25 protein-coding genes are annotated in these 25,794 nt (G+C 57.8%); 17 read left to right on the top strand and 8 right to left on the bottom strand.

Going from position 1 to position 25,794, the window contains the following annotated elements; all coding sequences use genetic code 11:
* Window positions 1–8: 8 nt before the first annotated feature.
* Window positions 9–1,148 carry a DUF4317 domain-containing protein gene (locus B5E65_RS05760; protein WP_087170812.1) on the bottom strand — a complete coding sequence of 380 codons (1,140 nt, stop codon included), beginning with the start codon at window positions 1,146–1,148 and terminating at the stop codon, window positions 9–11.
* A gap of 207 nt (window positions 1,149–1,355) precedes the next feature.
* On the opposite strand from B5E65_RS05760, the gene B5E65_RS05755 reads away from it, so the two are divergent.
* The 3 genes from B5E65_RS05755 (at window position 1,356) to pepT (ending at window position 4,081) form a co-directional block, all read left to right on the top strand.
* Complete coding sequence (locus tag B5E65_RS05755) at window positions 1,356–2,150, top strand: YwaF family protein (RefSeq protein WP_087170811.1); 795 nt, start codon at window positions 1,356–1,358, stop codon at window positions 2,148–2,150.
* On the top strand, window positions 2,125–2,769 hold the full coding sequence (gene pcp, locus B5E65_RS05750; RefSeq protein ID WP_087170810.1) for a pyroglutamyl-peptidase I: 645 nt from the start codon (window positions 2,125–2,127) through the stop codon (window positions 2,767–2,769). Before B5E65_RS05755 ends, pcp begins: the two co-directional genes overlap by 26 nt.
* Window positions 2,770–2,863: 94 nt before the next feature.
* Entirely contained in the window at window positions 2,864–4,081 is a 1,218-nt protein-coding gene (gene pepT, locus B5E65_RS05745; protein ID WP_087170809.1) for a peptidase T, read from the top strand.
* Window positions 4,082–4,479: 398 nt separating this feature from the next.
* Here pepT and B5E65_RS05740 read toward each other — a convergent pair whose 3' ends face one another.
* From B5E65_RS05740 to B5E65_RS16385, 3 genes are read right to left on the bottom strand one after another with little or no spacing between them, the layout of a single operon-like run.
* Window positions 4,480–5,286: an ATP-binding protein gene (locus B5E65_RS05740; protein ID WP_087170808.1), complete on the bottom strand. Its 807-nt coding sequence runs from the start codon at window positions 5,284–5,286 to the stop codon at window positions 4,480–4,482.
* Window positions 5,283–5,804, bottom strand: a complete 522-nt coding sequence (locus B5E65_RS16390; protein ID WP_206406281.1) for a Mu transposase domain-containing protein — start codon at window positions 5,802–5,804, stop codon at window positions 5,283–5,285. Before B5E65_RS16390 ends, B5E65_RS05740 begins: the two co-directional genes overlap by 4 nt.
* On the bottom strand, window positions 5,782–6,588 hold the full coding sequence (locus B5E65_RS16385; protein WP_206406280.1) for a hypothetical protein: 807 nt from the start codon (window positions 6,586–6,588) through the stop codon (window positions 5,782–5,784). The genes B5E65_RS16390 and B5E65_RS16385 overlap by 23 nt, the downstream gene beginning before the upstream one ends.
* A gap of 253 nt (window positions 6,589–6,841) precedes the next feature.
* Between B5E65_RS16385 and B5E65_RS05730 the strand changes: the two genes are divergently transcribed.
* The 13 genes from B5E65_RS05730 (at window position 6,842) to B5E65_RS05675 (ending at window position 19,219) form a co-directional block, all read left to right on the top strand.
* Window positions 6,842–8,122, top strand: coding sequence for a hypothetical protein (locus B5E65_RS05730; protein WP_143402979.1), 1,281 nt, complete (start codon window positions 6,842–6,844; stop codon window positions 8,120–8,122).
* A 144-nt stretch (window positions 8,123–8,266) separates the two neighbouring features.
* Complete coding sequence (locus tag B5E65_RS05725; RefSeq protein WP_087170806.1) at window positions 8,267–8,467, top strand: hypothetical protein; 201 nt, start codon at window positions 8,267–8,269, stop codon at window positions 8,465–8,467.
* A gap of 67 nt (window positions 8,468–8,534) precedes the next feature.
* Window positions 8,535–8,675, top strand: a complete 141-nt coding sequence (locus B5E65_RS16165) for a hypothetical protein (RefSeq protein ID WP_158098526.1) — start codon at window positions 8,535–8,537, stop codon at window positions 8,673–8,675.
* Window positions 8,676–8,782: 107 nt separating this feature from the next.
* Window positions 8,783–10,195, top strand: coding sequence for a sugar transferase (locus B5E65_RS05720; RefSeq protein ID WP_087170805.1), 1,413 nt, complete (start codon window positions 8,783–8,785; stop codon window positions 10,193–10,195).
* A 79-nt stretch (window positions 10,196–10,274) separates the two neighbouring features.
* Complete coding sequence (locus B5E65_RS05715) at window positions 10,275–11,378, top strand: glycosyltransferase family 1 protein (protein ID WP_087170804.1); 1,104 nt, start codon at window positions 10,275–10,277, stop codon at window positions 11,376–11,378.
* Window position 11,379: 1 nt separating this feature from the next.
* On the top strand, window positions 11,380–12,507 hold the full coding sequence (locus B5E65_RS05710; RefSeq protein WP_143402978.1) for a glycosyltransferase family 4 protein: 1,128 nt from the start codon (window positions 11,380–11,382) through the stop codon (window positions 12,505–12,507).
* Window positions 12,473–13,360: a glycosyltransferase family A protein gene (locus tag B5E65_RS05705; protein WP_158098525.1), complete on the top strand. Its 888-nt coding sequence runs from the start codon at window positions 12,473–12,475 to the stop codon at window positions 13,358–13,360. Before B5E65_RS05710 ends, B5E65_RS05705 begins: the two co-directional genes overlap by 35 nt.
* 12 nt (window positions 13,361–13,372) lie before the next feature.
* Window positions 13,373–14,113, top strand: coding sequence for a glycosyltransferase family 32 protein (locus B5E65_RS05700; protein ID WP_087170801.1), 741 nt, complete (start codon window positions 13,373–13,375; stop codon window positions 14,111–14,113).
* Window positions 14,114–14,118: 5 nt separating this feature from the next.
* Window positions 14,119–14,679 (top strand): acyltransferase, encoded by a 561-nt coding sequence (locus B5E65_RS05695; protein ID WP_087170800.1) that lies wholly within the window; start codon window positions 14,119–14,121, stop codon window positions 14,677–14,679.
* A 131-nt stretch (window positions 14,680–14,810) separates the two neighbouring features.
* Window positions 14,811–15,782 (top strand): glycosyltransferase family 2 protein, encoded by a 972-nt coding sequence (locus B5E65_RS05690; RefSeq protein ID WP_087170799.1) that lies wholly within the window; start codon window positions 14,811–14,813, stop codon window positions 15,780–15,782.
* A 4-nt stretch (window positions 15,783–15,786) separates the two neighbouring features.
* Complete coding sequence (locus tag B5E65_RS05685; RefSeq protein WP_087170798.1) at window positions 15,787–16,599, top strand: hypothetical protein; 813 nt, start codon at window positions 15,787–15,789, stop codon at window positions 16,597–16,599.
* Between the two features lie 20 nt (window positions 16,600–16,619).
* Window positions 16,620–18,158, top strand: a complete 1,539-nt coding sequence (locus B5E65_RS05680; RefSeq protein WP_087170797.1) for an oligosaccharide flippase family protein — start codon at window positions 16,620–16,622, stop codon at window positions 18,156–18,158.
* Complete coding sequence (locus B5E65_RS05675) at window positions 18,155–19,219, top strand: glycosyltransferase family 10 domain-containing protein (protein ID WP_087170796.1); 1,065 nt, start codon at window positions 18,155–18,157, stop codon at window positions 19,217–19,219. Before B5E65_RS05680 ends, B5E65_RS05675 begins: the two co-directional genes overlap by 4 nt.
* A 407-nt stretch (window positions 19,220–19,626) precedes the next feature.
* On the opposite strand, the gene B5E65_RS05670 is transcribed toward B5E65_RS05675, so the two are convergent.
* The 3 genes from B5E65_RS05670 to B5E65_RS05660 form a co-directional block, all read right to left on the bottom strand.
* Window positions 19,627–20,664, bottom strand: a complete 1,038-nt coding sequence (locus B5E65_RS05670; protein WP_087170795.1) for a DUF5692 family protein — start codon at window positions 20,662–20,664, stop codon at window positions 19,627–19,629.
* A 72-nt stretch (window positions 20,665–20,736) separates the two neighbouring features.
* Complete coding sequence (locus B5E65_RS05665) at window positions 20,737–21,114, bottom strand: hydrogenase maturation nickel metallochaperone HypA (protein WP_087170794.1); 378 nt, start codon at window positions 21,112–21,114, stop codon at window positions 20,737–20,739.
* 3 nt (window positions 21,115–21,117) lie between these two features.
* Window positions 21,118–23,874 carry an FAD-dependent oxidoreductase gene (locus B5E65_RS05660; RefSeq protein ID WP_087170793.1) on the bottom strand — a complete coding sequence of 919 codons (2,757 nt, stop codon included), beginning with the start codon at window positions 23,872–23,874 and terminating at the stop codon, window positions 21,118–21,120.
* Window positions 23,875–24,164: 290 nt separating this feature from the next.
* Here B5E65_RS05660 and B5E65_RS05655 point away from each other — a divergent pair, with 290 nt between their 5' ends.
* Window positions 24,165–24,872 (top strand): FadR/GntR family transcriptional regulator, encoded by a 708-nt coding sequence (locus B5E65_RS05655; protein WP_087170792.1) that lies wholly within the window; start codon window positions 24,165–24,167, stop codon window positions 24,870–24,872.
* A 99-nt stretch (window positions 24,873–24,971) separates the two neighbouring features.
* Here B5E65_RS05655 and B5E65_RS05650 read toward each other — a convergent pair whose 3' ends face one another.
* Window positions 24,972–25,616 carry a hypothetical protein gene (locus tag B5E65_RS05650; RefSeq protein WP_087170791.1) on the bottom strand — a complete coding sequence of 215 codons (645 nt, stop codon included), beginning with the start codon at window positions 25,614–25,616 and terminating at the stop codon, window positions 24,972–24,974.
* Window positions 25,617–25,794 lie beyond the last annotated feature (178 nt).

Raw genomic sequence — 25,794 nt, 5'->3', positions numbered from 1 at the left:
TGTTGCAGTTACTCCTTGATCTGCACCTCCACCCCATTGACCTCCACGCCTTCTTCGGCGCGGATGAGAATATACCGGACGCCGTCAATCACCCGGGTTTCCACCAGGTCGCCGCGCTCGGGATTGACCTGGATGGTCACATCCGGGCAGCGCAGTTCTAGGTGTTTGGTGTCCACCAGGTTGCGGGGGCTGAGGGTGGTTTCCGGGCCAAAGTCCTCGTCGAAGCGGTCGGCAAAGGCGTTCACGCGTTCTTCCGACACGCCGCAGTCGGCGAGCATTTCGGTTACCTGGCGGCGGTTCAGGACCAGGGGCTCCGGCTCGTGGCTTTCCTTGTGCTCGGTGATCAGGCTGCAGAGCTGCTCCTGCACGGCCTGCACCACCTGGCAACTGCAGTCGTCGCCCAGGGATTCCGCCAGGATTGTCTCGAAGGTTTCTTTCTGCGCGGCGGCGGGCATGGGGATCGGGGCATGGAAGATCCGGTCGGTGAAGCCGGTGTGGCTGTGGGAGGCGTCCCGGGTGTAGTACAGTGCCCCGTACAGATCCGCGCCCCGGTCAGTGAAGGCAGGGAAGAGAAATCCCATCTCCGGCGCGGCTACCAGCCAGTCTGCTTCCCGGTTGTGAAACTCATTCTCGTATACAAAATAGCTCAGCGCCGGTTTGGTCATCTTGACCGGGCAGATGCTGCACAGGATGCTGGTGTACACCTCGCTGCCCGCGTCGTCCTGACGCTGACCGTCCTTGGCGTAGTAGGGCACATCATACCGGTCGCAGGTGAGCAGGATCAGATAATTGCCCTCCAGATCGATGGCTTCGATGGCGCGGGCGAAGAATTCTTCCCGGGCAGGCTCGTCCTCCAGCGCCGAGTTCCGCAGGGCCATGAGCAGGGCATGTTCGTCCCCCTCGTTACCCGCGACCTGCGCGGTGGAAAAGCTGATATCGATCAGGTTTTTGCCCAGCTGCCCGGAGAGGGTACGGCGCAGCAGCGCCAGGAACTTCTCCGATTCCTCCTGCCCGGACAGGGTCAGAGACTGGTCAAAGCGGGCTACGATCTCCCGCTTCTCGTTTACATAGCAGCCCACAATATGGGAAACGGAGCTCTTTCCCTGACGGTAACGGCGGCGAATCTCCGCGACTTCTTTTTCGTTCATATGGCTTGGTACCCCTTTGTTAGTCTGGCCGAAACGGCTTTTTTCATTATAGCACATTCCCCCGTCGGGGAGCAAAAAAACTGCCGTCGAACCGGAGCACTGTGCCCCGGTTCGTACAGTTTCTGTCGAAAATATGTATAGAATTAACGCGGCTTCTTGCTGTTGCGCTGCCCCTGTGCTAGTATCGAAGAGAAGGGGGAGATTTGTGTGGAGCAGTTTTTCTGTGAGATGCCGTATCAGTCGTTCCCAACCTTTTCTCTGCCGCATTTGGCGGCACTGGCGGGGATCGGGATCGTGTGCCTGAGTTTCTTTGTATTCCGCAGTCGGCTTCGCGCCCGGGAGGATGGCAAAATTGCGGGCGGCATGCTGGGCCGTATCTTTCTGACCTTTATGGTATTTCAGCAGCTGGCCCTGTACTTGTGGTATGCTTCCATCGGACGGTTTGATGCATCCACCTGCCTGCCGTTCCAGCTTTGCGGCGCCAGTGTCTGGCTGTGTGTGGCACTCTGGATCACCCAGGATCACCGCATCTTTGAGGTGGTGTACTTTTGGGGGCTTTGCGGTACGGCGCAGGCGCTTCTCACCCCCAGCATGGATGGCTATGTGTTTCCGCATTTCCGGTTTTTCCAGTTCTTTGCGGGGCATGGGATGATTGTGGTGACCATCTTCTACTTCCTGGCTGTGCGGGGCTGGCGGGTGGATTTGTCCTCGCTGAAAAAGAGTTTCGTCTGGCTGCAGCTGCTGGCGGTATGCGCCGGCGCCGCCAACCTGCTGACCGGGGGCAACTACATGTTCCTGGCCCGGAAACCGGACTCCGCCTCGCTGCTGAGCTTCCTGCCGGATTGGCCCTACTATCTGGTGCTGCTGGAAGTGCTGGCGCTTGCGTTTATGGGCTTGGCGCTGCTGCCGTTTGTGCTGCCGGGAAAACTGGCCCGGTGGCGGGAATTTCTGCAAAAAGCAAAAGGAGACACGCATTATGAAGCTGCTGCTGACAGCCTTTGATCCCTTTGGCGGGGAGACGCTCAATCCGGCGCTGGAAGCCGTCCGGCAGGTGCGGCCCCGGATCGGCGGCGTGGAGATCGTCAAGCTGGAAGTGCCGACCGTCTTTGGAAAATCGGTGGATACAGTGGCCGCGGCCATCCGGCGGGAAACCCCGGACGCAGTGCTCTGTGTCGGGCAGGCGGGCGGGCGCCGCGGCCTTACCCCGGAACGGGTAGCCATCAACATCGACGACGCCCGCATCCCGGACAATGAGGGCAACCAGCCCATCGATTGCCCCGTCGTAGTGGGCGGGCCGGCGGCGTACTTTTCCACCCTGCCGGTCAAGGCGATGGTGCAGGCTATCCGGGACGCGGGCGTGCCCGCCGACCTCTCCAACACGGCGGGAACCTTTGTGTGCAACCATCTGCTGTATGGCGTGCTTCATCTTCTGGCAACCGAATATCCCGGTGTGCGGGGTGGGTTTTTGCATGTGCCGTTTCTGACTGAGCAGGCAGCCGGTCGCCCGTCGCCTGTGCCCAGCCTGCCGCTGGCGGACATCGTGCGGGGGTTGGAGGCTGCCATCCGGGCGATTGAGACCAACGCCGCTGACATTCCGGCAGCGGAGGGCAGCCTGCATTGATATACTGAAAAGGCCGGCGCATGCCGGCCTTTCCCTTTGCCGGGGAATGTGGTATGATACAAGGCAGAGAACAACCATAAAGGAGGGCGTGCCCATGCGCGCATACGAACGCTTTCTGGATTATGTAAAGGTCCATACCACCTCGGACGATACCACCGGTACCCATCCCAGCACCCCCGGACAGTTTGATCTGGCCCGGCTGCTGGCGGATCAGATGCGGGCACTGGGGCTGGAGAATGTGCGGGTGAATGAGACCTGCTATGTGTACGGTTTTCTGCCCGCCACCCCGGGCTGTGAGGACAAGCCCGCCATCGGTCTGATTGCCCACATGGATACCTCGCCCGCCGCCTCCGGCGAAGGGGTCAAGCCTCAGCTGATCGAAAACTACGACGGGAATGATGTGCGGCTGCCCGCCACCGGTGATGTGATGGAGGTCAGCCGGTTCCCGGCCCTGGCCGCCTGCAAGGGGGAGACCCTGATCACCGCCGACGGTTCCACCCTGCTGGGGGCGGATGACAAGGCGGGCATCGCGGAGATCCTCACTGCGGTGGAACGGCTGCAGGCGGAGAACCGCCCGCACGGCCGGATCTGTGTGGCCTTTACCCCGGACGAGGAGATCGGCGAGGGTGCCGACAATTTTGATGTGGCTGGCTTCGGCGCAGACTTTGCCTATACGGTGGACGGCGGCGATGTGGGTGAGCTGGAGTACTGCAACTTCAACGCTGCGTCGGCGGTGTTTACCGTTCACGGCTTTTCGGTGCATCCCGGATCCGCCAAGGGGCTGATGAAGAATGCCTCCAACCTGGCCATGGAGCTGCACGCCATGCTGCCTGCCAGCGAGCGCCCCGAGACCACCGAGGGCACCGAGGGCTTCTACCACCTGGACCGGCTGACCGGCAGCGTGAGCGAGGCAAAGTTGGAGTATATCGTGCGGGATCACGACCGGGAAAAGTTTGAGGCCCGCAAGGCGTTCCTGCGGCAGGTGGCTGAGACCATGAACAACACCTATGGCCCCGGCACCGTAGAACTGGAACTGCGGGACAGCTACTACAATATGGAAGAAAAGATCCGGCCCCATTTCCATCTGATCGAGAACGCCCGCATTGCGATAGAGCAGGCGGGCCTGGAGGCGAAGGAACTGCCCATCCGGGGCGGTACCGACGGCGCGCGGCTGTCCTGGATGGGGCTGCCCTGCCCGAACCTGGGCACCGGCGGCTTCAACTTCCACGGCCCCTGCGAGTTCATCACCGCCGAGCGGATGGACAAGAGCGTGGAGATTCTGCTGAATATCCTGAGCCTCTATATCCGCTGAGCGGCATCCGCCCTTGCAAATGGAGGCGGCGCATAGGATTTTCAGCAGCGACAGCCCGCGGGGCGGCTCGGAAGAGCGGAAGATCCGGGCACGCGCCGACGCGCCGCCGATCGGATGCCCCGCGGACGGACTGCAAGAGGCTTCCCAAATAAACGAAAGGCCCTGCGGGCAGCCCGCGGGGCCTCTGCTTTTGTTAGACATCCGGAATCTCACCGGCTTAAAACGGTACAATATCTCCTGCGGCCGTAATAGGGAGGGCCTGTCCGGGCGCGATGTTGTTGGCGCCGGGAGATCGCGACCATATTTTGTCGGGAGTATTTAACCAATTTTTGTCGGCGACCCCCAGAGCTAGTAGAATAAACAAAAAGAGTGCCAACAACCCAGCACTCATAGATTAGTTATTCTTTCGTTACTGCCGGCTCAACTGTAGGTACCCTGCCAGTTTGCAGTGAGACGGTTTCCAGCTTCTTTCCCCGGAAACTTTCACCACGCAGCTTAAACACAGTGGCATCGTCAAAGATGCGGTCCAGCGTACACAAGGTGGCATCTTCCTCAAAATCCTCACGCCAGAGAGCCGGATTCTTGTTGCTGGTGAAGATCATATTGAAACTGCCTTCCTTGTTGTAGCGCCGGTCAATCAGGTCAAAGAACAGCCTGGTATTCTCCTTGTCAAAGGCACAGTGGCCAATCTCGTCAATAATCAGGCAAGAAGGGCGCACAAGACCATTTAGGCAGGAATCAGTCTTTCCGGAACGTCGGGCTGCTGTGAATCTGTCACGGAGTTCGGATGCCTTAATGAAATAGGTTTTTAACCCATGCTGGCAGCAGGCGTATCCGAAAGCCTGAGCCAAATGCGTTTTGCCTGTGCCTGCCGGGCCAATAAAGGCCAGGTTGCGGTGAGAGTAGATCGCGTTCAAGGAGGACAAAACCTTCAGGCGTTCCACATCTTTCCCCTTGAGCAGAGAGAAGTCAAAATTCTCAAAGGTCTTGGGTGCTTTTGTGGGAAGACGACTCATCTTCAATAAGGTCTGAATGGTGGTCTGCTGTTTCTTTTCGCTAAGATAGCCGAGCAGCATCTGTACCGCCTCCATTCCCGCTTCCGAGAATTCCCGGTCTTCTGCGAACAGAGCGAATTCCTCAGCGGAAAGATCCAGCTTCAAAACAGAAGCAGCGGACGCCACCTGCTCAAAGATTGTTTCCTTCATACCTGGTCCTCCTTGTCAAAATCGAATTTGGCAAAGGAGAGATCCTGAGAGGGTTTTGGCAACTGAAAGATCTGCGTTTGTACAGGCGCTGTGGGAAATTCTTCTGGCTGTGCCAAGGATTCGTACTGTCCCTCACAGAAGCTGTCGGTGCGGCTCCAGGTAACGGCATGTGTAGCCAGCAGTACCTTCAGATCAGCAGAATAGATACGCAACAAATCACCGCTGCGCTCTACTCTTGCTGTTGCGCCAGGATAGCTGTAGGGTACACCGAAACGCCTGCCTTCGTAATTTACAAAGCCATCAAAGGAAATCTTTCTTTCTGGACAGAGATAGAATCGGACAGAATCCTCCGGCACCATACGCAGTTGTTCTCCGCATACAGTTTCGTGAATCTTTTGAGGCGCACCATCCACAGTACGGCGGTATGTTCCGTTCTGTTTGTTGCACCATTCCAGCGCCTGCCAATTCAGATCTGTAAGATCACAGAACACTCGGTCAGCCAGGAAATTGTCTTTCACGAAGCGAACCAACCGCTCCACCTTGCCCTTGGTAAAGGGATGCCGTGGCTTGCAAAGTTTTGTCTCGAAGGCCAGGGCTTGCATAAAGGCCTCGTAGTCTTTCTGCCAGACTGGATGTCCCTCCAGATCCCGGTGCAGCACGACACTCTTCATATTGTCGGTTAATTGGAATCCCCATGTACTGGAAAGCGTGGATCATCCCAATAAATAGGTTTTCCTGCCGGGCGTTGGGGAAGAACTCAATATACCGCTGGCCACAGTGGTGACAGATCATGGCAAAGCAGGCAACGCGGTAGGTCCGACTGTTGTGATCTAGGACATCCGTGAATCCCCAGTCCATCTGGTAGGCTTCACCGGGCTTTGTAGCGTACCGTCGGCCACGATTCCCCTGCGGTGCAACCAACTGGCGTTTTGCCGGAATGAGCTCCTTGTGAGCGGCGATATACTCTTTTACAATGGTCGCCCCTCCTTCAAAGCCAGCCTGCTTCAAACGCTCCAATACGACAGAGGAATTCTTGACGCCTTGGCGCAGCAAGCTGTCCAACAGGCCAGTATAACCGCTGAGTTTTGTGATCCGATGTCTGCGACCTTTTGTGCTGCGAGGCAAGTCTTGAAACCTGTTTCTCTTGAGTCTGCGCAGTCTGCTGCGGGATATGCCGGTTCGTCGTTCTAACTCCGCTAAGTTGATGTGTTCCAGGGAAAAAGAGTCTCCCTGTTCTGCCTTCATTTCTTCTATGGCTTGTGCTATACTTGGTGCAAAGCCATTACCATTTTGCTCTTTCATCGCTATTCCTTTCCACTGGGTTGTTGGCACTTTCCAGTGTACAGGATTTAGAAGAGCGTCGGTAGTGGCTTTATCTTTTCCGACTAAATTTGGTTGCGAATGCCCGACACTTGAAGGTTAGTTTCGCCCGACTCGAATGTGGACAAGACAAAAGCTCTTGAGTATAATATATAAAATAGCCTTATATTGAAATGCTATGAAAGGGAATGAGAGAGTGTTTCAATCTTTCTTTTTGAACGGAGTATACAGTTGGATGGATCTAATCCTGTGCGTTTGGACGCTGGGGGGCGTCTGGCTGGTAATTCGCGCCTTAACTGTTCGGGGAACGCTGCAGGACAAAGCGGCAGACCTACTTAAAACCGAGAGGTTCCTCTTTGGTGGCTGGGCCGCGGAGATACGCCGGGCCGCGGGCGGATGGCTGTTTCTAGCTGCGGTGGTCCTGCTGCAATTTGATGTGTTTTTCATGAGCAGTCTGGTGCGAGAACAGGGATATGCATGGTATAGCTTTCTGGCGCCCAAACTGGAAGTGGTCTATTTTGCGGCCATCTTTTTCAAGCTGACTCTCTTCACCCGCTATTCTGGCTGGCAGTGGGGTGCGGGCTGGTGCTTTTTCTTTGTGTCCCGCTGGGTGTTCATCAACAACCACAGCTACTGGTTCATCCTTGGTATCCTGTTTGCGCTGGCTGCCAAGGATGCGCCCCTGCGCCGAACCTTGAAAGCGGGCCTTGCGGTGAGTGCGGCAAGCTTTTTAACGGTGGTTCTGGGGGCTGCGGCGGGGCTTATTCCGATGCTGTCCGACGTGTGGGAGAACGGAAGATCAAGATATAGCTTCGGTTATGGCTGGTATACCCTTACCGGCGCTGTCCTGTTGGGCCTGTGCCTGATGTATGTGTGCTGGCGGCAGGTGAAAAACCTCCGATGGTTTGACTTCGTGCTGTTGGCGGCGGCGGCGGTATTTTCCGACCAGGGGCCGGATAGCCGGTGCGCCACGGTCTGCATCGTTTTAGTTCTGGTGCTTTCGTTGCTGCTGCGCTTTGCTCCCGCCGTTGCAAAGCCGCAGTGGGTGCGGGTGTTGGTAAGCGTTGCTCCGGCGGCAGTCTTTCTCGTCAGCCTGCTGAGCGGCTGGCTGTACGACCCCGCGATCCCCTTTTGGGAAAAGCTGAACGAACTGTTTACCGGGCGGCTGGATCTTGCTCACCAGGCACTGACCGGCAGCCATATCGCTATTGCCGGCCAGCAGCTGCTGGAAGAAAATTTTGTGGTGGACAATTTTTATGTTGCGCAGTGGATCTACAGCGGCCCGGTGATGAGTCTGCTGCTCTGGGGCGCGGTCACAGTGCTGTTGTGGCGACTTTTGAAAAAGGGCGCAGTCACCGAGAGCGTCTGCCTGGTGGCGATGCTGGCTCAGGCCTTCATGGATGTGCATTTTTGCTGGCCCTGCATCAATGTGTGCCTGTGGCTTTTGCCCTGCGTGCTGTATCTGCTGCCTGCGGAGCGCACACCCAGCTTCGCAGCGGAGGATGAGCCGCGATAAGGCACAATGCTGCCGGCAGAACCGGGCAAGTGCTGGAAAACGGCCTTGAGCGGGGCGCGGTTCTATCGGGCGTCCGGCGAAAGAAGTTCGGCCGGGCAGATCACAGCAGCGCCTTTCTGAACACTGACGGGATGGATCTGCCGGGTGCCGAAAAGCCTGGAATACCGGCGGTTGGGAGGCTTTTCACCTTGGCCGGATCGACGCGGCAAGGAACAGGATGGTCTGAACGAGGCGGTCACGGAAGAATATTTCGCCGACGGTACGGTGAGCGAGCAAAGCGCCGCCGGGCTCATTGTGGCTTGGCGGGCTTTCCTATATTATTTTGGCTCTGCGCTGAAGCTGTAGGGGCGAAGCGCTGCTTGCCGGCCTGGGGTGTTGAACTGGAGTTTCGCTCCTTCTGGAACCGGGGCGGATGGGTCCTGTGCTGGAAAGCCGGGGGATGATTGACACGGTACGCTACGGAGGGGATGCACAGATGTTCTTCCGGGAAATGGACTCCACCGAGCGGGAGACCGCTGCGATCATCGCACGGTATAATGCCGAGCGGCGCTGAAAATGCGGAAAACCAGCCGAGCAACGGGCCGGATACATTGAACAGTGCGTCTGCTTTATGGTATACTGTTTCTATCTGGGAATTGAAATGAAAAGGCGTGAAAAGCGATGCGAAAACACCAGTGGCTTGTGAATATGGTCAACTTCACTGCGGATGTGGCGCTGATCCTCGTGGCCTATGTGCTGGCCAACTGGTTGCGAAACGGCTTTATGACAGGCTCCGACGACGGCCTGCTGGAGTTGCTGAATAAACAGTATTTCCTGGTGGCCTTTGTGTACGCCGCCTGTATCGGCGTGGCCTATGTGGCCTGCCGTCTGTACGGCTCTTTCCGCTTCCAGACCTTTTGGCAGGAGGCCCATACCATCGCTCTCATCAACGGCGTGGGCATTCTGGGGGTAGGCGCGGTGCTGTACGTCGCCCGCCTCACCGACTTTTCCCGCCTGGTGCTGGGGTTCTTCTATGTGCTCAGCGTGGCCATGGTGCTGGCAAAACGGGTGCTGCTGCGGGGCATTCTGCGCCGTAGCCGCAGCCTGGGCTACGCTCGGCGGGAGCTGATCGTGGTGGGCGAGGGCGAATTTGCCGACCGATACATCCGATATGTCAATGAAAACGCCCGGTACGGTTTCCATCTGGCAGGCTATGTTTCCGCCAGCGAGCGGGCGGGCTGTGCCGCGCCACGTCTGTGCGGCTATGAGGAATTTTCTTCCATGCTCAGCACCTGCCATGCGGACCAGGTGGTGTTTGCCCTGCCGGGGGCGGATCTGGATCAGCTGGGGGCGATGATCGCCGCCTGCGGCCGCTATGGAACAAAGGCATCGGTGATCCCTCAATACAACGATTTTATCCCGGCCACGCCCACGGTGGAGGCGGCGGGGAATCTGAAGCTTATCAACGTACGCAGCACACCGGACAAGGGCCCTGCGTGGGCGTTCATCAAACGGACAATGGACCTTGTGGGCGCAGGCGTCGGCCTGGTGCTGGCAAGCCCGATCATGCTGGTCACCGCCCTGGCGGTGAAGCGCTATGACGGCGGCCCGGCTGTTTTCGCCCAGGAGCGTATGGGAAAAAACGGCGTGCGCTTCAAGATGTACAAATTCCGAAGCATGTATGTGGACGCGGAGGAACGCCTGGCGGAATTGCAAAAGTTCAATGAGGTGGATGGGCCTGCGTTCAAGATGGAAAACGATCCTCGCATCACCCCGGTGGGACGTTTCATCCGCAGGACCAGCATCGACGAATTGCCGCAGCTTGTCAATATTCTCAAAGGTGATATGAGCATCGTGGGGCCGCGGCCGCCCATCCCCCGTGAAGTGGAGCAATACACCGACTGGGACTGGGGACGCCTTGCGGTGAAGCCGGGACTTACCTGCTACTGGCAGGTGAGCGGCCGCAGCAATTTGAGCTTTGATGAATGGATGAAGCTGGATCTTAAGTATGTAGAGGAACAGGGGTTCTTTACGGATATGAAGATCCTGTTTAAAACGGTGGGCGTCGTGCTGCGGGGCGAAGGGGCATACTGAACGGTTTGCGCGGGATGCCGCAGCCCCGCAGGCGCCATTCGGCTGGTGCCGATCCTGCAAAATTTGAGGAGGAAGCTGGATGCTGCGGATTTTACAATGCGTCAATCAAATGAATCGCGCCGGCCTGGAAACGATGCTGATGAACTATTACCGGCAGATGGACCGCAGCCGGGTACAGTTTGATTTCCTGACCCACCGGCCGGAAGAAGGCCACTACGACGCGGAGATCGCGGCACTGGGCGGGCGTGTCTACCATGCGCCGCGGCTGTATCCGCAAAACTATCCGGCATATTTTCGGTCGATGGCGGAGTTTTACCGTCAGCATCTGGAATACAAAATCGTTCACAGCCATATCGACGCCATGAGCTATCTGCCGCTGTTGGCGGCAAAAGGGGCGGGGGTGCCGGTGCGCATCGCCCACAGCCACAGTGCGGGCATCGACCGCGACATGAAATATCCTCTCAAACTGCTGTTCCGCCGGCAGTTGCACACAGTTACCACACTGGAACTGGCCTGCGGTGAGACGGCGGGGCGCTTTTTGTTTCGCGGGCGACCCTTTGAGGTGGTCGCCAATGCGATCGACACATCCCGCTACCGCTTCGATACGCAGCTGCGTCAGGAAACGCGCAGACAACTGAACATATCGGCGCATACCTTCGTGGTGGGGCATGTGGGCCGCTTCTATTACCCCAAGAACCAGCCTTTCCTGATCCGCGCTTTTGCGCAGCTGCACGAACGCCTTCCGGACAGCCTGCTGCTCCTGGCGGGCGCTGGCGAGCTGCAGCAGCAGGCCAAAGATACGGCTGTGCAGCTGGGTTTGGGGGAAAGCGTGCGCTTTTTGGGTGTGCGCGACGATGTGCCCGCGCTGATGCAGGCGATGGATCTGTTTGCGATGCCCAGCCTGTTCGAGGGGTTGCCCATGGTCGGGTTGGAGGCCCAGGCGGCCGATCTGCCGGTGCTGTTTTCTGCCAATGTGCCGCGGGATGTGTGCATCTCGGAAAAATGTGCCTTCCTGGCGCTGGAGAACGGCGAAACCGCATGGGCACAGGCGATGGAGAGAACGGCAAAAGCGCCCGGCGAACGGGCCGCGCGGGAAATGGGCGTGCACGATATCCGACGCGCTGCACCGCTGCTGCAGCAGCGATACGAAGAACTTTTTGCCTCTATAAAGGACGGAGCGTAAATTGAAGATAGCGATGATTGGCCACAAACGCATCCCGGGGCGGGAGGGCGGTGTTGAGGTGGTCGTGGAAGAACTGGCCGCACAGTTGGTGTGCATGGGCCATGAAGTGACCGCCTACAATCGAAGATGCAGGGGAGTGCCCCGGCAGAAGGCTTTCAACGGCGCGCACCTGATCTGGGTGCCGACCATCAACAAAAAAAGTCTGGACGCGGTGGTGTATTCCTTTTTCGCCACACTGCACGCGCTGTTCGGACATTATGATGTGATCCACTATCACGCCATCGGCCCCAGCGTGATGCTGCTTTTGCCGCATCTGCTGGGTATACGCACGGTAGCCACAGTGCATGGCCTGAATTACAAGACCCCCAAATGGAAAGGCTTTGCCGCCTGGTACATCCGTCTGGGTGAAAAGATCGTGGCAAAGTACGCCGACGAGGTCATTGTTCTCAGCCGGGATGCGCAGCAGTATTTCCTGCGCACCTATGGACGCAGAACCCGCTACATCCCAAACGGAGTGCAGCTCCGGCAGATCCGCCGCCCCGCGCAGATCAAAAGCAACTGGAACCTGGCTGGTGACGATTATTTTTTGTTCCTTTCGCGTATCGTGCCGGGTAAAGGGCTGGAATACCTGGTGGATGCCTACCTGCAGCTGCCGCAGCCCCGGCCCAAATTGGTGATCGCCGGTGACAGTGTCCACGTGCCGGCGTTTTATCAGAGCATCCGGCAAAAGGTAGCCGGTTGCCCGGATGTGATTTTTACCGGCTTTGTGCAGGGGGAGCTGCTAGACGAGCTGTACTCCAACGCACGCGCGTTCGTTTTTCCGAGCGAGGCGGAGGGGATGCCCATGTGTCTGCTGGAGGCGATGAGCTACAACTGTCCGTGTATCGTTAGCGACATCCCGGAGAACAAAGAGGTCATGGAAGAATGCGCGACCTATTTTAAAAGCAAAAACACCGATGCGCTGTACCGCGTGCTGGAGCAATTCCGGCAGCCGGTGGCGCGCCCGAACACCCGAGACTATGCCGCCTGCCGGTTCAGCTGGCAGAAGGTGGCGCAAAACACCTGCGGCGTTTACGCCGGAAAGGAAGAGGAAGATGACTGCTGTAACGGTGCTGACACCGGCCTATAACCGCGTGCATCTGCTGCCGCGCCTGTATGATTCGCTGGTAAGGCAGACCTTCCGGGACTTTGTCTGGCTGGTGGTGGACGACGGAAGCACAGATGGCACCGAAGCGTACATGCGCGACATCCAGGGCGGGGCGCCCTTTGCGATCCGCTACATCAAGAAACCCAACGGGGGTAGGCACACCGCGGTCAATCTGGGGGTGAGCCGGATCGACACGGAGCTGACCTTCATCGTAGACAGCGACGATACCCTCACGCCCGACGCGGTGGAGCAGATCGTGGCCGCCCGCGACCGATACTGCGGGCAGGAGGGGCTGTCGGGCTTCTGCTTTCTGAAAGGCTGCGAGGACGGCACCGTGCTGGACGGGCTGTTCCCGCAGCCGGAATCCATCGGCAACTACATCCGAGACCGGCTGAACAAGGGTATGTGGGGCGATAAAGCGGAGGTATACTATACCCGCGTGCTGCGCGAATTCCCGTTTCCCGAGTTTCCGGGCGAACGCTTCATCAGCGAGGACGTGGCATGGATCCCCATGGCGGCGCGGTACGACGTGGTTCAAATCAACCGGGTGATCTATCTGTGCGATTATCTGGAGGATGGTCTGACCAAGAACGGCCGGGCTATGAAAATGTCCTCGCCCCGGGGCGGTGCGGTGCGGGCCAGACAGCTGATGGATCCTCACTGCTGCCTGAAGATCCGCATGAAAGGCGCGCTGCTGTACGACGTTTATACCGGGATGCAGGGCGTTGGTTTTGCGCAGACGATTCAAAACGCACCCGGCCGGCTGCTGGCAGCTGTGATGTATCCGGCGAGCCTGTATTTAAGGAGCAAATGGCAACGTGACATCAGACACTGAAGGAGAGAACAGATGATACCCCATATTGTTCATTACTGCTGGTTCGGCCGGGGCGAAAAATCTGCACTGATCTGTAAATGTATCAACTCCTGGAAAGAGAAGCTGCCCGGCTATGAGTTCATGGAATGGACAGAGGATAACTTCGACGTGAACGCTACCCGGTTCACCCGGCAGGCATATGCAGCCAAACGCTATGCTTACGTCAGCGACTATGCCCGCCTGTGTGCCCTGCAGACCTATGGAGGCGTTTATCTGGACACCGATGAGGAACTGCTGAAAGACATCACCCCGCTGCTGCAGGATGCTTCGCTGGTGGCGGGATTTGAAACGGAGCAGAGCGTGATGGTCGGGGTGCTGGCCGCTGAGCAAAACCATCCGCTGATCAACGAATTCAAAAAGTATTATGAGGAAAACGCCTTTCAGGACGAGACAGGGCGCATCACGGCGCAGCCCAACCCCCGTATTTTCACCGAGCTGCTGTGCGCCCGCGGCCTGGAACGCAGCGGCCGCAGGCAGACGCTGACCCAGGGCATTTCTATCTGGCCGGTGGAAACGTTCTGCGCCAAAAACCAGGATCTGCAGTTCTGCATCACCCCGGAGACCTACGGAGTGCAGTATTACGAAGGCAGCTGGATGCCCCGCGGCGACAAACTCAAGTGGGCGGTGCGCAACGGCGTGGCGCGCACGCTTGGCCCCGGGGCCTACAAGCGGATGATGGCCATATATGAAACTCTGACCGGGAAAAGGAAGTGACCTGTATGGGAATCAAGGAAAAACTGCATTATTTTCTGGATCGCCTGCGGGGCGAAGTTCCCACCGAAACGCTGGTCAAAAACGGTTTGCAGGTGGGCACGGGGTTCCACCGCATGGGCGAGTGCATCATCGATCCGGGCCACTGCTGGCATATCCGCATTGGGAACAACGTTACCCTGGCGCCCCGGGTGCATATTCTGGCGCATGATGCGTCGATGCACCGGGCGCTGGGATATACGCGCGTTGCCAATGTGGTCATCGGCGACGACGTGTTCATCGGTGCGGGCAGTATCGTTCTGCCCGGCGTGACCATTGGCAGTAATGTCATCGTGGGCGCGGGCTCCTGCGTTGTAAAGGACATCCCGGAAGGGGAAGTGTGGGCCGGCAACCCGGCCCGCTTTATCACCACGACCCACGCGTTACTGGAAAAGCACCGGCAGGCCCTGCAGGACCCGGCGATCCCCAAATACGGCGAGGAATACACGCTGCGGCAAAATGTCTCAGATGAGCTGCGCCGGAAAATGTGCGAGGAAACACAGGCCGCGAAAACGGGCTATGTGGTTTGAGCGCGTTGAGTGCTGAAGGGGTGCAATGACCCGCAGAAGCGCGTGAATCGCCGGGATCAATCTGAAATTCAACATCCCGGCAGAGCCACACGGCAGAGTGGTGCTGCAAAATCAGAAAGGAAGAAACGCTTATGCTGCCCAAAGTAAGTGTGATCGTGGCGATTTATAACATTCAGGAATATCTGCCACAGTGCATCGAATCGCTGGCAGCACAGACCTACGAAAATCTGGAAGTTTTCCTTGTGGATGACGGTTCCACCGACGCGAGCGGCAGGCTGTGCGATGAATGGGCGGCGCGGGATAAGCGCTTCAAGGCGCTGCACAAGGCGAACGGCGGTCAGTCCTCCGCACGGAACATGGGCCTTGACCGGGCGAGCGGCGACTACATCGGCTTTGTGGATGGGGATGACTTCGTTGACAGGGATATGTACAAATATCTTGTGGAAAGTGCGATGGAGTTTTCTGCCCAGACGGTTATGTCTGCAGTCAGGACGCAGGATGATGCAGGCAAACAGGGATGGCTTTTTGTGGACGGGTTTCAGCAGCGGCAGGTGATCGACAAGGAAACGGTCATGCGTTTGCTGATGAATGACATACGCATTTCCAGCAGCCCCTGGAACAAACTGTATCACCGGTCACTGTTCGATACTCTGCGGTTCCCAGAGGGAATGGTGTATGAAGACAAGGCGGTGATGCATGCGCTGCTCCACCAGTGCGAGACCATCGCGATCGATCAGCGCGCGGTTTATTTCTATCGGCTGCGCGCGGGCAGCACCACCCAAAAAGCGTTCAGTGAAAGGAACTTCGATCAGCTGAAAGCCGGCGAGATGCGGTATGAGTTTTATCAAAAATACTATCCGCAGTTTGCAAATGAAGTAAAAGCGAATATCTGCAAACAGGCAATGATCCAAATGATCCTGGCGGTCAAAGGCGGCGCACCAAAACAAATGCGAATGCGACTTAAGCCATGGGTTAGGCGGAACCGACGCGAGTTCTGGGCCAGCCGGGAACTCTCGCTGCAAGATAAACTGATGACTGCTGTAAAATACAGGGCTTTTGGGCTGATAGCATGGAGATACTTAAAGACCGACAGAAAGGATTGAAAGCATGAGAAATACAAAGGACTGCACGATCGTGGTGTCCTCCTGCGACGCCTACCGGGATCTTTGGCCTGCTTTTTTTGCGCTGCTCAAGCGCTATTGGCCGGATTGCCCATACAAGATCGTACTGAATACGGAAACGTTGGACTTCAAGTGGCCGGGTTTGGAAATAGAAGCCTTTGGTTTCGGGAAAAACATGACATGGGGCAAGCGGTTGCGCAAAACATTGAAGAAGATACAGACTGATCAAGTGCTGATGCTTCTGGATGATTTCTTTCTGCAGGCTCCGGTGGACACTGAAAGACTGGAGAACTGCGTGTACTGGATGCAACAGAATCCGGAAATTGCAAACTTCAGCCTTTTCCCGGACTACTTTGAAAATATAAAAGATGAGCGGTTTGAAAACTTTGAACTGCGCAAACGTGTGACAGCGTACGTAGTGAATTGCCAGGCCGGTCTATGGAATCGAAAAGAGTTGATCAGCTTGCTGCGCGACCACGAGAACGCATGGCAGTTTGAAGAATTCGGCACTATTCGAGCGCGCTATTACAAGACTCGAAAAAAGTTCTACATCCTTGCCAACGGCGCACCGCTTATCTTCGATTATCCGGTGGGTGGCGCAATCCATCGAGGGAAGTGGCGCCAGGATATGCCGGATCTTTTGGCACGGGAAAATGTGGAAATGGACTTTTCGAAAAGAGGATTCATAGAGGAGCATATATTGCCCAATCCCGAGATCAAGGTCCCGTTTGCGGAGTCGTGGTGGGGCAGAAAGCATGACCTGTCACGATATGTGAAAAACTGGCGCTCTTATTTTTAACCCGAAAAGGACCTAATGGAATGAAATCAGCAAAAATCAATCTGACCGTCCTTGCCAACGTCGTTTCCTGCCTGTTCACACTGGGCATCAGCTATCTGCTCACCCCGTATTATGTGAGTACGCTGGGGGACGAGGCGTATGGCTATGTGGGGCTGGCCAACACATTCATCGGCTACGCCGGTATCCTGACACTGGCATTCAATGCAATGGCGCAGCGATTCATTACAGTTGCCTATCAGCGCGGCGAAAAGGAAGAGATGAACGTCTATTTCTGGTCCGTGCTGATGGCGGAGGGCCTGCTCTCGGCGGCGATCCTGGCGGTGGGCTTGGGTATCTCGGCGCGGGTCGAGACTTTTTTTGACGTTTCGCCCCATCTGCTGGGGGATGTAAGGATCACCTTCGCGGTGGCCGTGCTCAACTTTGTCGTGACTACGGTGCTGTCGGTCTTTGCCAGCAGCTGCTTTGCGGCGAATCGGATCGAGATCTCGGCCATGCTCACCATCCTGGCCAATATCGGCAAGGTAGCCGTGCTGGTGCCGTTGCTGTATTTCTTTGCTCCCCATGTATATTTCATCTCGGTGGGCGGCCTGATCTATACCCTGGTGCTGTACGGCGGCTATTGGGCGGTCACCAAACGCATCCTGCCGGAGATCCGCTTCGACCGCAGCTTTATCCGGCGCAGCGCGATGTGGACGATGTTCCGCTATGGGGTCTGGAGTTCTCTTTCCCGCATCAGCTCACTGCTGACCAGCGGGCTCGACCTTGTGCTGGCCAATTTGTTTGTCGGCCCGGCGGAGATGGGGATGCTGGCCATTGTGCGGGTCTTTCAACAGGCGTTCGACTCCCTGTATAGCGCAGTGGCTTCGGCGTTTCATCCGCAGTTTACGATCCTGTATGCAAAAGGCAAAAAGCGTGAACTGCTGGCCAGCGTAAAGAGCGCGATGCGTTATATTGCGGTGCTGCTTATGGTGCCCTGTGCCGGCCTGTTTGGATTTGGCGATTCCTTCTTCCGCCTGTGGCTGCCCACCAAAACCCCGCAGGAGGTAACAGAGCTGTATCTGCTCACCATTTTGCTGCTTCTGCCGTCCGCGGCCAATGCCATAGTGGAAGCGCTTCTGGTGATCCCGGGAATCTACAAAAGGGTGAGGATCCCGATGCTGATCAGCCTGGGCGTGGGGATTGCGTGCCTGGTCAACAAGTTTGTTTTTCTGCGCACCACCTCGATGGGGGTGTTTGCAATCGTGCTGGGAACCTGCGTTTGGGCGCTTTTAAACGCCTGGCTGATCCAGCCGATCTATGTGGCACGGGTACTGGGGGAGAAATGGTATTGCTTCTTTCCCAGTCTGGGGCGGAACATCCTCCTTTTGGGGATCCTCACGGTGTTCTTCCGGGTGATGAACAATCTGCTGGAACCGGGCGGCTGGCTGCAATTCGCGGCGGCGGCCGCTGTTACAGGTGGAATGGGGTACGGGGTCGGCTTTCTGCTGGGTTTTGACCGCGGTGAAAAGCAGGCGGTGCTGGAGAAACTGAAAGCCAAAATCGGGGGTGGTGACAGATGAAAAAAATACGCTTAAAGCTGCTGGGCTTCTGGCCGGGTTTCGACTTCGAAAACAGTGTGTTTGGGCAGATCCTCTCGAAGCATTACGAGATCGAGATGAGTGAGGACCCGGAATACCTGTTATGCTCCTTTGCAACGGCCCCGTTTGAGTATACCCGTTACGACTGTGTGCGCATTGGAATATCCTGGGACACGTTCGCGCCGAATTTCAACCAGTTCGACTATTTTATGTGCCATGATCGGATCCGGTTTGGCGATCGGTATTTTTGGCTTCCCTGTTTTTGGGACTATCCGCAATATCTTTTCATGGCGCAGGAAAAGCATAAAACGGTTCCCACCGACATTTTGGCCCGAAAAGAAATCTTCTGTGATTTGATCTATCGGCATGGAAAAGACGATTACGGTCACAGAAAAAAGGCGTTTGATGTTTTGAACGCCTATAAACCTGTGGCAGCGGCAGGCACCTTTCTGAACAATATGCCGGACGGAAAGGTGGTTACCCACGCAATTGGCGGCGGAAAACTGGAGCTTCAGCAAAAGAGCAAATTCAGCCTGGCCATCGAAAGCATCAGTTACCCCGGATATATCAGCGAAAAAGTGATTCATCCGCTTGCAGCCTGGTCGGTGCCCATTTACTGCGGGCATGTGGAAACTGCGGAGATACTAAATCCGAACGCATACATCAATGCCGCTGACTATGACTACGATTGGGAGCGAATCCTGCAGCGTGTTGAGCAGCTGGACAGAAATGACGATGAGTATCTTTCCGTGCTGCATCAGCCGGCTTTTGTGCAGGAAGATTATGTGGACGCACGATACAGCCAGCTTGAAGCGTTTCTTGTGAATATTTTTTCGCAGCCGGCCGAAAAAGCATATCGCCGTTTGCGGGATGTGCCGGGAAAGGAATACCATTACTGTCCGGGCATGGAAGAAGGGTGGATGAAAGAATACAACGCCCTGTATACCAGCCATGCGCCGTTCCATGAGCTTTACAAGCGCGGCCTTGCAGACTGGTATGTGAACGCCGTGCGGGCACTGCTGAAAAAACGCCGCGGCGGCTGAAACCATCAAAAATGGGAGACACGGCAAATGCCGTGCCTCCCGTTTGTTATATGCCAAAAATCAATCGTTAGGCGAGAGGTTCAAAAAAGACGGCTGTCGATAAAAAAACAACTTCTTTTGTTGCGTCGAAAATGCGCCCCGCCAACTGCACAAACAAGCAAAGCACGGTCATCCGTTTGTCGTTCCGGCTTCTTGCCTGCGCGGCTTGGCTCCCTCCCGGCGGACAGGTTTTAACGCCAAACAAAGGCTTCAACACGTCCCACTGCGCTTTTCCGTTGCTTAACGTAAAGCCCCCCTGATGTAGTACTTGCAGATTCCTACATCAGGGGGGCTGTTGTTACAGTCTGTTTTTACGGAACCGGTTCACTTTGCACGCAGAGCGCCTGTGCTGCCGGATGGGGGAGAGATCACTCTGCGCGCTCCATCGCCTCGCGGAAATCACGGGTATCAGCAAAGATTTCGTTGGTATAGGGATTCTTCTTCTGCTGCACAGAGCGCTTGATGATGATAGCCAGCACGATCACATTGGCCGCCAGCGCCAGGATGGCGATCACGCCCTGCATGGTGGGATCGGCAGCGGTGGGCCGTACGGTGGGATCCATCACGCCGTCCGCGTACAGTACCGGGATGGTACTGAATACGCTGGCGTCCTGGAACAGCGGGAACACCTGGGCAAACATGCACCACAGGGCCAGGGTGTTGGCACGGTTCTGGATCCAGCCACCTTTGTTCCACAGCGCGTTGGCAAAGGTGGGGGCCAGCAGCAGGGCCACGCCGCAGTACCAGGCATGGGTGGGCAGGTTGTTGTAGGTGTACTCAAAGTTCCACAGGTCGTAGGCGATGATGTACAGGATGGTCATGTCCGGCCAGAGCATATCGGTCCGCTTCTTGGAAGAGTAGATGCCCCACCAGCCGGTCATGCACAGGATGTTCAGGATACCGGCAATGCCGTTGACCCAGTTCCACCAGCCGCCGTACAGCCAGACATTTTCGCTGGACAGCCACCAGCGGTCGCCGTTCTGGGCCAGAGAGATCAGGCCCCGGATGCCGGACTCAAAGTCGCTGCCCACGGCGATCAGGATGTTGATGGCCACGATCACAAAGGGGAAGGCCTTGAACCAGTGGGTTTTGCCCACGCCCCATTTGTACTTGAGCATCATGAACCCGATACACCCGGCGGTGGCGGCGTACAGCTTGGCGTAGTGGAACCAGCTGTTCATGTGCACATAGGTGGGGTTGGTCAGGGCCCATTCCGCGCCCATGGCCGCGCCTACATAGATGGAGATAAAGTAAACGGTGAGCCCGGCGGGCAGAATCAGAAAACAGAAGATGCCGCCCTGGGGTGTGCGCCGGGCCAGCTCGTTGGCCAGCACCAGCCCTGCAAATACCAGCACCCAGCCCAGCAGCTGGAAGCCGGCATTTTCACCGTAGATCTGAAACAACATGATAAAAACCTCCTCAAATGGGCCCGGCGCTCGGTACGCCGGGCTGAATCGATGAATATAGCTGCCGGCCCGTCAGGCGGATGTGCTCTCCGCATCGGGCGGCTCATCCGGCACCGCGATCTCCCGGATCAGCATTTCGTTGCCCTGGATCAGATGGGTGCGGTCGCTGCCGCAAACAGGGCAGATGCGCCCCTGGGGCAGGGTGGGGTACACCTCACCGCAGGCTTCGCACAGGGTGCGGGCGGGGATGGTTTCCACCCGCAGTTCCGCCCCGGCCAGCATCTCGGATCGGGCCGCGGCCCATTTCCAGCAGTCCTGCAGGTAGTCGCCCACCACGCCGGACACCTCGCCCAGTTCCAGGGTCACGGCGCTGACCCGCCGGATCCGGTTGGCCCGGCCGGTGTCCTCCACCGTGCGGATAATATGGAACACAATGCCCAGTTCGTGCATGGGTTACTCCTTTTTGCCGAATTTCAGCCGGATGCCCCGCTTGATCATGTAGGGCAGAATGGCCTTGAACTTATCCTCGCTGCGGATCATGGTGCTGCATTCCGGCAGTTCCCGGGACAGATGGATCGCATCAAACTCGCACTTGGTGGTGCAGATACCGCAGCCGATGCACTTGTTCGGGTCCACTACCGAAGCGCCGCAGCCCAGGCAGCGGGCGGTTTCGGTGCGCACCTGCTCTTCGGTCAGGGTGCCGTGGGTATCCCGGAAGGACAGGCCCGGCGCAGCGGGCGCCTCCTGCTGGCGGGGAGAAGCGTCGTAGCTGCCCAGCGCCAGATTGTCCTTGTCCAGCTGGATGAAATCCCGCCGGTTGCGGCCGATGGTCAGGCTGGTATTGGGCTGTACAAACCGGTGCAGGGATACCGCCGCTTCCTTGCCGGCGGCAATGGCGTCAATGGCAAACTTCGGCCCAGTATATACGTCACCGCCCACAAACACGTCCGGTTCGGCGGTCTGGTAGGTGAGGGGATCGGCCGCGGCGCGTCCACCGCCTGCCAGCTGTACCTGGGTGCCCTCCAGCAGGCCGCCCCACTGGATGCTCTGGCCGATGCTCAGGAACACCCGCTCGCAGGGCACGGTGACGGTGTCGGCTTCGTCGTAAACCGGCGCAAACCGCCCCGCTTCATTCAGAACGGATGTGCAGCGCTTGAACACCACACCGGTCACCCGGCCGTTTTCGGTCAGAATCTCTTTCGGGCCCCAGCCGCAGTTTACCTGTACCTGTTCGGCCTCGGCTTCGGCCACCTCCTCGGCGGTGGCGGGCATGGCGTCCCGGCTTTCCAGGCAGTACATGGAAACCTGCTCGGCCCCACAGCGGCGGGCGGTGCGGGCCACGTCAATGGCCACGTTGCCGCCGCCGATCACCACGGCCCGGCCGGTCACGGAGGTGCCCTCGTTGTCGGCTACCGCCCGCAGGAAGTCCACGGCGGTCATCACATCGGCGGCGTCCTCGCCGGGGATGCCGGCCATCCGTCCGCCCTGGCAGCCGATGGCAATATAGAACGCCTTGTAGCCCTCAGCCCGCAGCTGATCCAGCGTGATGTCCTTGCCCACTTCCACGCCGCAGCGGATCTCCACGCCCATGGCGCGGATCACGTCGATCTCGGCGGCTACCACGTCCTTTTCCAGCTTGTAGGAGGGGATGCCGTATACCAGCATACCGCCGGGCTTGTCGTTCTTCTCGAACACGGTGGGCGTGTAGCCCTTTTCCGCCAGATAGTAGGCGCAGGACAGACCCGCCGGGCCCGCGCCGATAATGGCGATCTTTTCACTGAAGCCGCCTCGGTTGGAGGGGGTCACCACCGACGGAATGTACCGGGTGGCCGCATCCAGATCCCGCTGGGCGATGAACTTCTTCACCGCGTCGATGGCCACTGCCTGGTCCACCGTGCCCCGGGTGCAGGCTTCTTCACAACGGCGGTTGCACACCCGGCCGCAGACCGCCGGGAAGGGATTCTCTTTTTTAATCAGGGCCAGCGCTTCCTCGTACCGTCCCTGTGCCGCCATTTTCAGATAGCCCTGCACCGCAATGTGGGCGGGGCAGGCAGTCTTGCAGGGGGCGGTGCCGGTGTCGTGGCAGTTGATCCGGTTCTTGTCCCGGTAGTCCACCGTCCACTTTTCCGGGCCCCAGGGGGTGTTGTCCGGCAGTTCCACCCGGGGATAGGTCACCGGGCCGTCCTTGGTGCACAGCTTCTGGCCCAGCTTCACCGCGCCCGCCGGGCAGTACTCCACGCACCGGCCGCAGGCTACACAGTTTTCGGGGGTCACGCTGGCCACATAGGCCGACCGGCCCAGGTTCGGGGTGTTGAACATCTGGCTCAGGCGCAGCGCGTTGCAGATGTTCACGTTGCAGTTGCAGATGGCGAAGATCTTGTTCTCGCCGTCGATGTTGGTGATCTGGTGCACAAAGCCATTGTCCTCGGCCCGCTTCAGGATGCGCAGCACCTCGTCGTAGTCCACATAATGGCCTTTTTTCGTTTCCACCAGGTAGTCGGCCATATCGCCCACGCCGATGCACCAGTCCTCCGGGTCGTCGCCGCAGCCCTCGCCCAGCTTGGCCCGGCTCATCCGGCAGCTGCAGGGGCTGGCGGCGTATTTGCCGTCGTACTTTTTCAGCCAGTGGCTGATGTGCTCAATGTCTACCGAGCGGTTCTCGGTCTCGATGGCCTTTTCCACCGGAATCACGTGCATACCAATGCCCGCGCCGCCTGGCGGCACCATGGCGGGGATGTGCTCCAGCGGCAGGAAGGTCATCCGCTCAAAGAAGGCGGTCACCTCCGGATGTTCTTCAATCTGCTGTTTCTGCATGTTGAAGAACTCGGCGCTGCCCGGGACGAACATGGGCAGCACGTACTGCTTTTCGTGCCGCTCATTCTCCCAGTTGTATTCCAGCAATCCGATGTAGCTCATCTGGTAGAGCAGCGGCTCCAGCTCCTCGGCGCTCTTGCCGGTGGCTTTCACCAGCTGGGGCAGGGTCATGGGCTTGCGCACGTCCATCTTCAGGGCTACGTCCGCCATCTCGTCGGTCACAAGACCCGCCAGGCCCCAGTATTCCGGATCGTCAACCGTAACCCCCTTGATCTTGGCGGGGATTCGGTCGGTGATCTTGCGGCCCAGCTTCATGATCTTTTCCCGGGGCTTCTCATCTTTCGGGATCTTGAACGACAGCTTGCTCTCGTCCAGGGGGAAATGTGTTTCGCTCATCGGTTTCTCCTCTCTTTGCCTGTACCCGGCGATAAAAGCAGGCCGCGCCTTTAAAGGAACGCGGCCTGTACAAACCTGCTGCAATGGTTCTCCTCTGGTATGTCCAGGCATATGGGCGGAAAATGCGCCGGAAAACCTTACGTTAAAAGAATAACATATACGGACAAAAAGCGTCAATAAGCCAAAAACTTTTCTCCGATCTGTGCAAAAAATCCTCTGGCTATTCAGCCTTTTGCATGGTAAAATACGGTTGTGGTATCTGGTATAACCAAGACTAGGAGGAAAGCCCCATGGAGTTTGAAAAGCTGTCCGCCCCCAGCCTGAAACAGCTGTTTGTACAGCAGATGCAGAAGATGATCCTGTCGGGTGAACTGCCGGAGGGGGCGCCGCTTCCGCCGGAACGGGAGCTGGCCCGGCAGATGCAGGTAAGCCGGGCGGTGGTGAACGGCGGCCTGACCGAACTGGCCGCCCAGGGCTTTGTGGAGGTGCGCCCCCGGCAGGGAACCTTTGTGGCGGATTACCGGCGCAAAGGCAACCTGAGCACCCTGATCGCCATTATGGAATACAACGGCGGCGAACTGGGCCGGGAGGAGATCCGCTCCATCCTGGAGGTGCGCCGCGCGCTGGAGCACCTGGCGGTGACCCGCATCATCCGCTTTGCCACCGACGAGCAGATCGCCGCGCTGGGGGATACGCTGGCCCGTCTGGCAGCGTCCGAAAACCCGGCCCAGGCGGCGGAACGTGCCTTTGATTTTCAGCACGAGCTGGCATTGGCCAGCGGCAACAGCATTCTGCCGCTGTTCTATTACTCGTTCCGTTCCCCGGTGCTCACGTTGTGGATCCGGTTCTGCCGCCGCTACGGCATCGAATCCCTCTGCCGCAACACCGAGCTGCTCTACACCCACCTGAAAAACCGGGACGAAGCCGCCGCCGCAGCCTGGATCGACCAGTATCTGGGCAAGGCCATCTCCGGCAGCCAGCAGGTATATGGGGAATAATAAAACAGCCCCGCCAGACAGATCGTCCGGCGGGGCTTTGTGCATGAATTGCCCAGTTTCATAAAGTCTTGTGAGATGTTTGAAGCCTGCAAAATCGATTTATACCGCCAGAAGAGACTCCAGCGTTTCTTCAAAAAACTGCGGGTCGTCCGACAGCGTGCTTAGATAGTAGTCCGCGCCGTTGTGGGAGAAGCTGGCCACACCGGAATATTCCAGCGGGCCCGCCGAAGCAGATCCGTACTGTTCGGCGTTCGCGCTGGAGATTTCCGAACAGGTGACGCTGTAATTGCCGATCTCCCGGATGACAGCGGACGGCTCGCGCAGCCGCTCCGTCATCCCCACGGCGGGAAGATCTCCGTTAAAGCAGATCGTGCAGGACACTTGGTTTGCCGGCCGGTCGGGCTGGTCTTCTCCAAAGTCCACGGTAACATGCAGGGATTCCCAGCAGTCCATGTCGAAAAATGCTTTCCACTCGCTCACCGACAGCAGGTAGGTGGTGGTGCAGTTGTCGGTCAGGGTAAACCGATCCAGCAGCCAGTCGTCTCCGCAAAAGGTTTCAATCACATCCAGCGATTGGGTTTCCTTGTTGTAATAGCACCAATTGGGGTCGTTGGTATCCTTCTCGGGCGGAACATATAGGATCGCCAGCGCCAGCAAAAAGGCCAGCAAAAGCGGCGCCCCGAAGATGCACAGCGCGGCCAGCAGGGTTTTGAGTTGCGAGTTTTCCCAGTCATACTTTTTCATGGCAGCGTTTCGTCCTTTCCGCCGCAGACCTCCAGCGCGGCTGCCTGGAAAACCGATCCTCTGTTTTCATTGTACCGTCCCGGTGCCGCCGGGGCAAGAAACAAAAGGATAACACGGGCGAAACCGGCCCGGCGGGCCGCTTCACCGTCCAAAATCCCCGGCCTTTTTTGTGAAAACC

The organism is Gemmiger sp. An120, assembly GCF_002160955.1.
Classification (GTDB): Bacteria; Bacillota; Clostridia; order Oscillospirales; family Ruminococcaceae; genus Gemmiger_A; species Gemmiger_A avium.
This window is presented reverse-complemented; position numbering and strand designations above follow the sequence as displayed.

Coding starts and splice junctions, on each gene's coding strand:
- B5E65_RS05760 (WP_087170812.1), bottom strand. CDS start 1,148: ATGAACGAAAAAGAAGTCGCGGAGATTCGCCGCCGTTACCGTCAGGGA.
- pcp (WP_087170810.1), top strand. CDS start 2,125: ATGAAGCTGCTGCTGACAGCCTTTGATCCCTTTGGCGGGGAGACGCTC.
- pepT (WP_087170809.1), top strand. CDS start 2,864: ATGCGCGCATACGAACGCTTTCTGGATTATGTAAAGGTCCATACCACC.
- B5E65_RS05740 (WP_087170808.1), bottom strand. CDS start 5,286: ATGAAGGAAACAATCTTTGAGCAGGTGGCGTCCGCTGCTTCTGTTTTG.
- B5E65_RS16385 (WP_206406280.1), bottom strand. CDS start 6,588: ATGAAAGAGCAAAATGGTAATGGCTTTGCACCAAGTATAGCACAAGCC.
- B5E65_RS05730 (WP_143402979.1), top strand. CDS start 6,842: ATGGATCTAATCCTGTGCGTTTGGACGCTGGGGGGCGTCTGGCTGGTA.
- B5E65_RS16165 (WP_158098526.1), top strand. CDS start 8,535: ATGGGTCCTGTGCTGGAAAGCCGGGGGATGATTGACACGGTACGCTAC.
- B5E65_RS05720 (WP_087170805.1), top strand. CDS start 8,783: ATGCGAAAACACCAGTGGCTTGTGAATATGGTCAACTTCACTGCGGAT.
- B5E65_RS05715 (WP_087170804.1), top strand. CDS start 10,275: ATGCTGCGGATTTTACAATGCGTCAATCAAATGAATCGCGCCGGCCTG.
- B5E65_RS05705 (WP_158098525.1), top strand. CDS start 12,473: ATGACTGCTGTAACGGTGCTGACACCGGCCTATAACCGCGTGCATCTG.
- B5E65_RS05700 (WP_087170801.1), top strand. CDS start 13,373: ATGATACCCCATATTGTTCATTACTGCTGGTTCGGCCGGGGCGAAAAA.
- B5E65_RS05695 (WP_087170800.1), top strand. CDS start 14,119: ATGGGAATCAAGGAAAAACTGCATTATTTTCTGGATCGCCTGCGGGGC.
- B5E65_RS05690 (WP_087170799.1), top strand. CDS start 14,811: ATGCTGCCCAAAGTAAGTGTGATCGTGGCGATTTATAACATTCAGGAA.
- B5E65_RS05685 (WP_087170798.1), top strand. CDS start 15,787: ATGAGAAATACAAAGGACTGCACGATCGTGGTGTCCTCCTGCGACGCC.
- B5E65_RS05680 (WP_087170797.1), top strand. CDS start 16,620: ATGAAATCAGCAAAAATCAATCTGACCGTCCTTGCCAACGTCGTTTCC.
- B5E65_RS05675 (WP_087170796.1), top strand. CDS start 18,155: ATGAAAAAAATACGCTTAAAGCTGCTGGGCTTCTGGCCGGGTTTCGAC.
- B5E65_RS05670 (WP_087170795.1), bottom strand. CDS start 20,664: ATGTTGTTTCAGATCTACGGTGAAAATGCCGGCTTCCAGCTGCTGGGC.
- B5E65_RS05665 (WP_087170794.1), bottom strand. CDS start 21,114: ATGCACGAACTGGGCATTGTGTTCCATATTATCCGCACGGTGGAGGAC.
- B5E65_RS05660 (WP_087170793.1), bottom strand. CDS start 23,874: ATGAGCGAAACACATTTCCCCCTGGACGAGAGCAAGCTGTCGTTCAAG.
- B5E65_RS05655 (WP_087170792.1), top strand. CDS start 24,165: ATGGAGTTTGAAAAGCTGTCCGCCCCCAGCCTGAAACAGCTGTTTGTA.
- B5E65_RS05650 (WP_087170791.1), bottom strand. CDS start 25,616: ATGAAAAAGTATGACTGGGAAAACTCGCAACTCAAAACCCTGCTGGCC.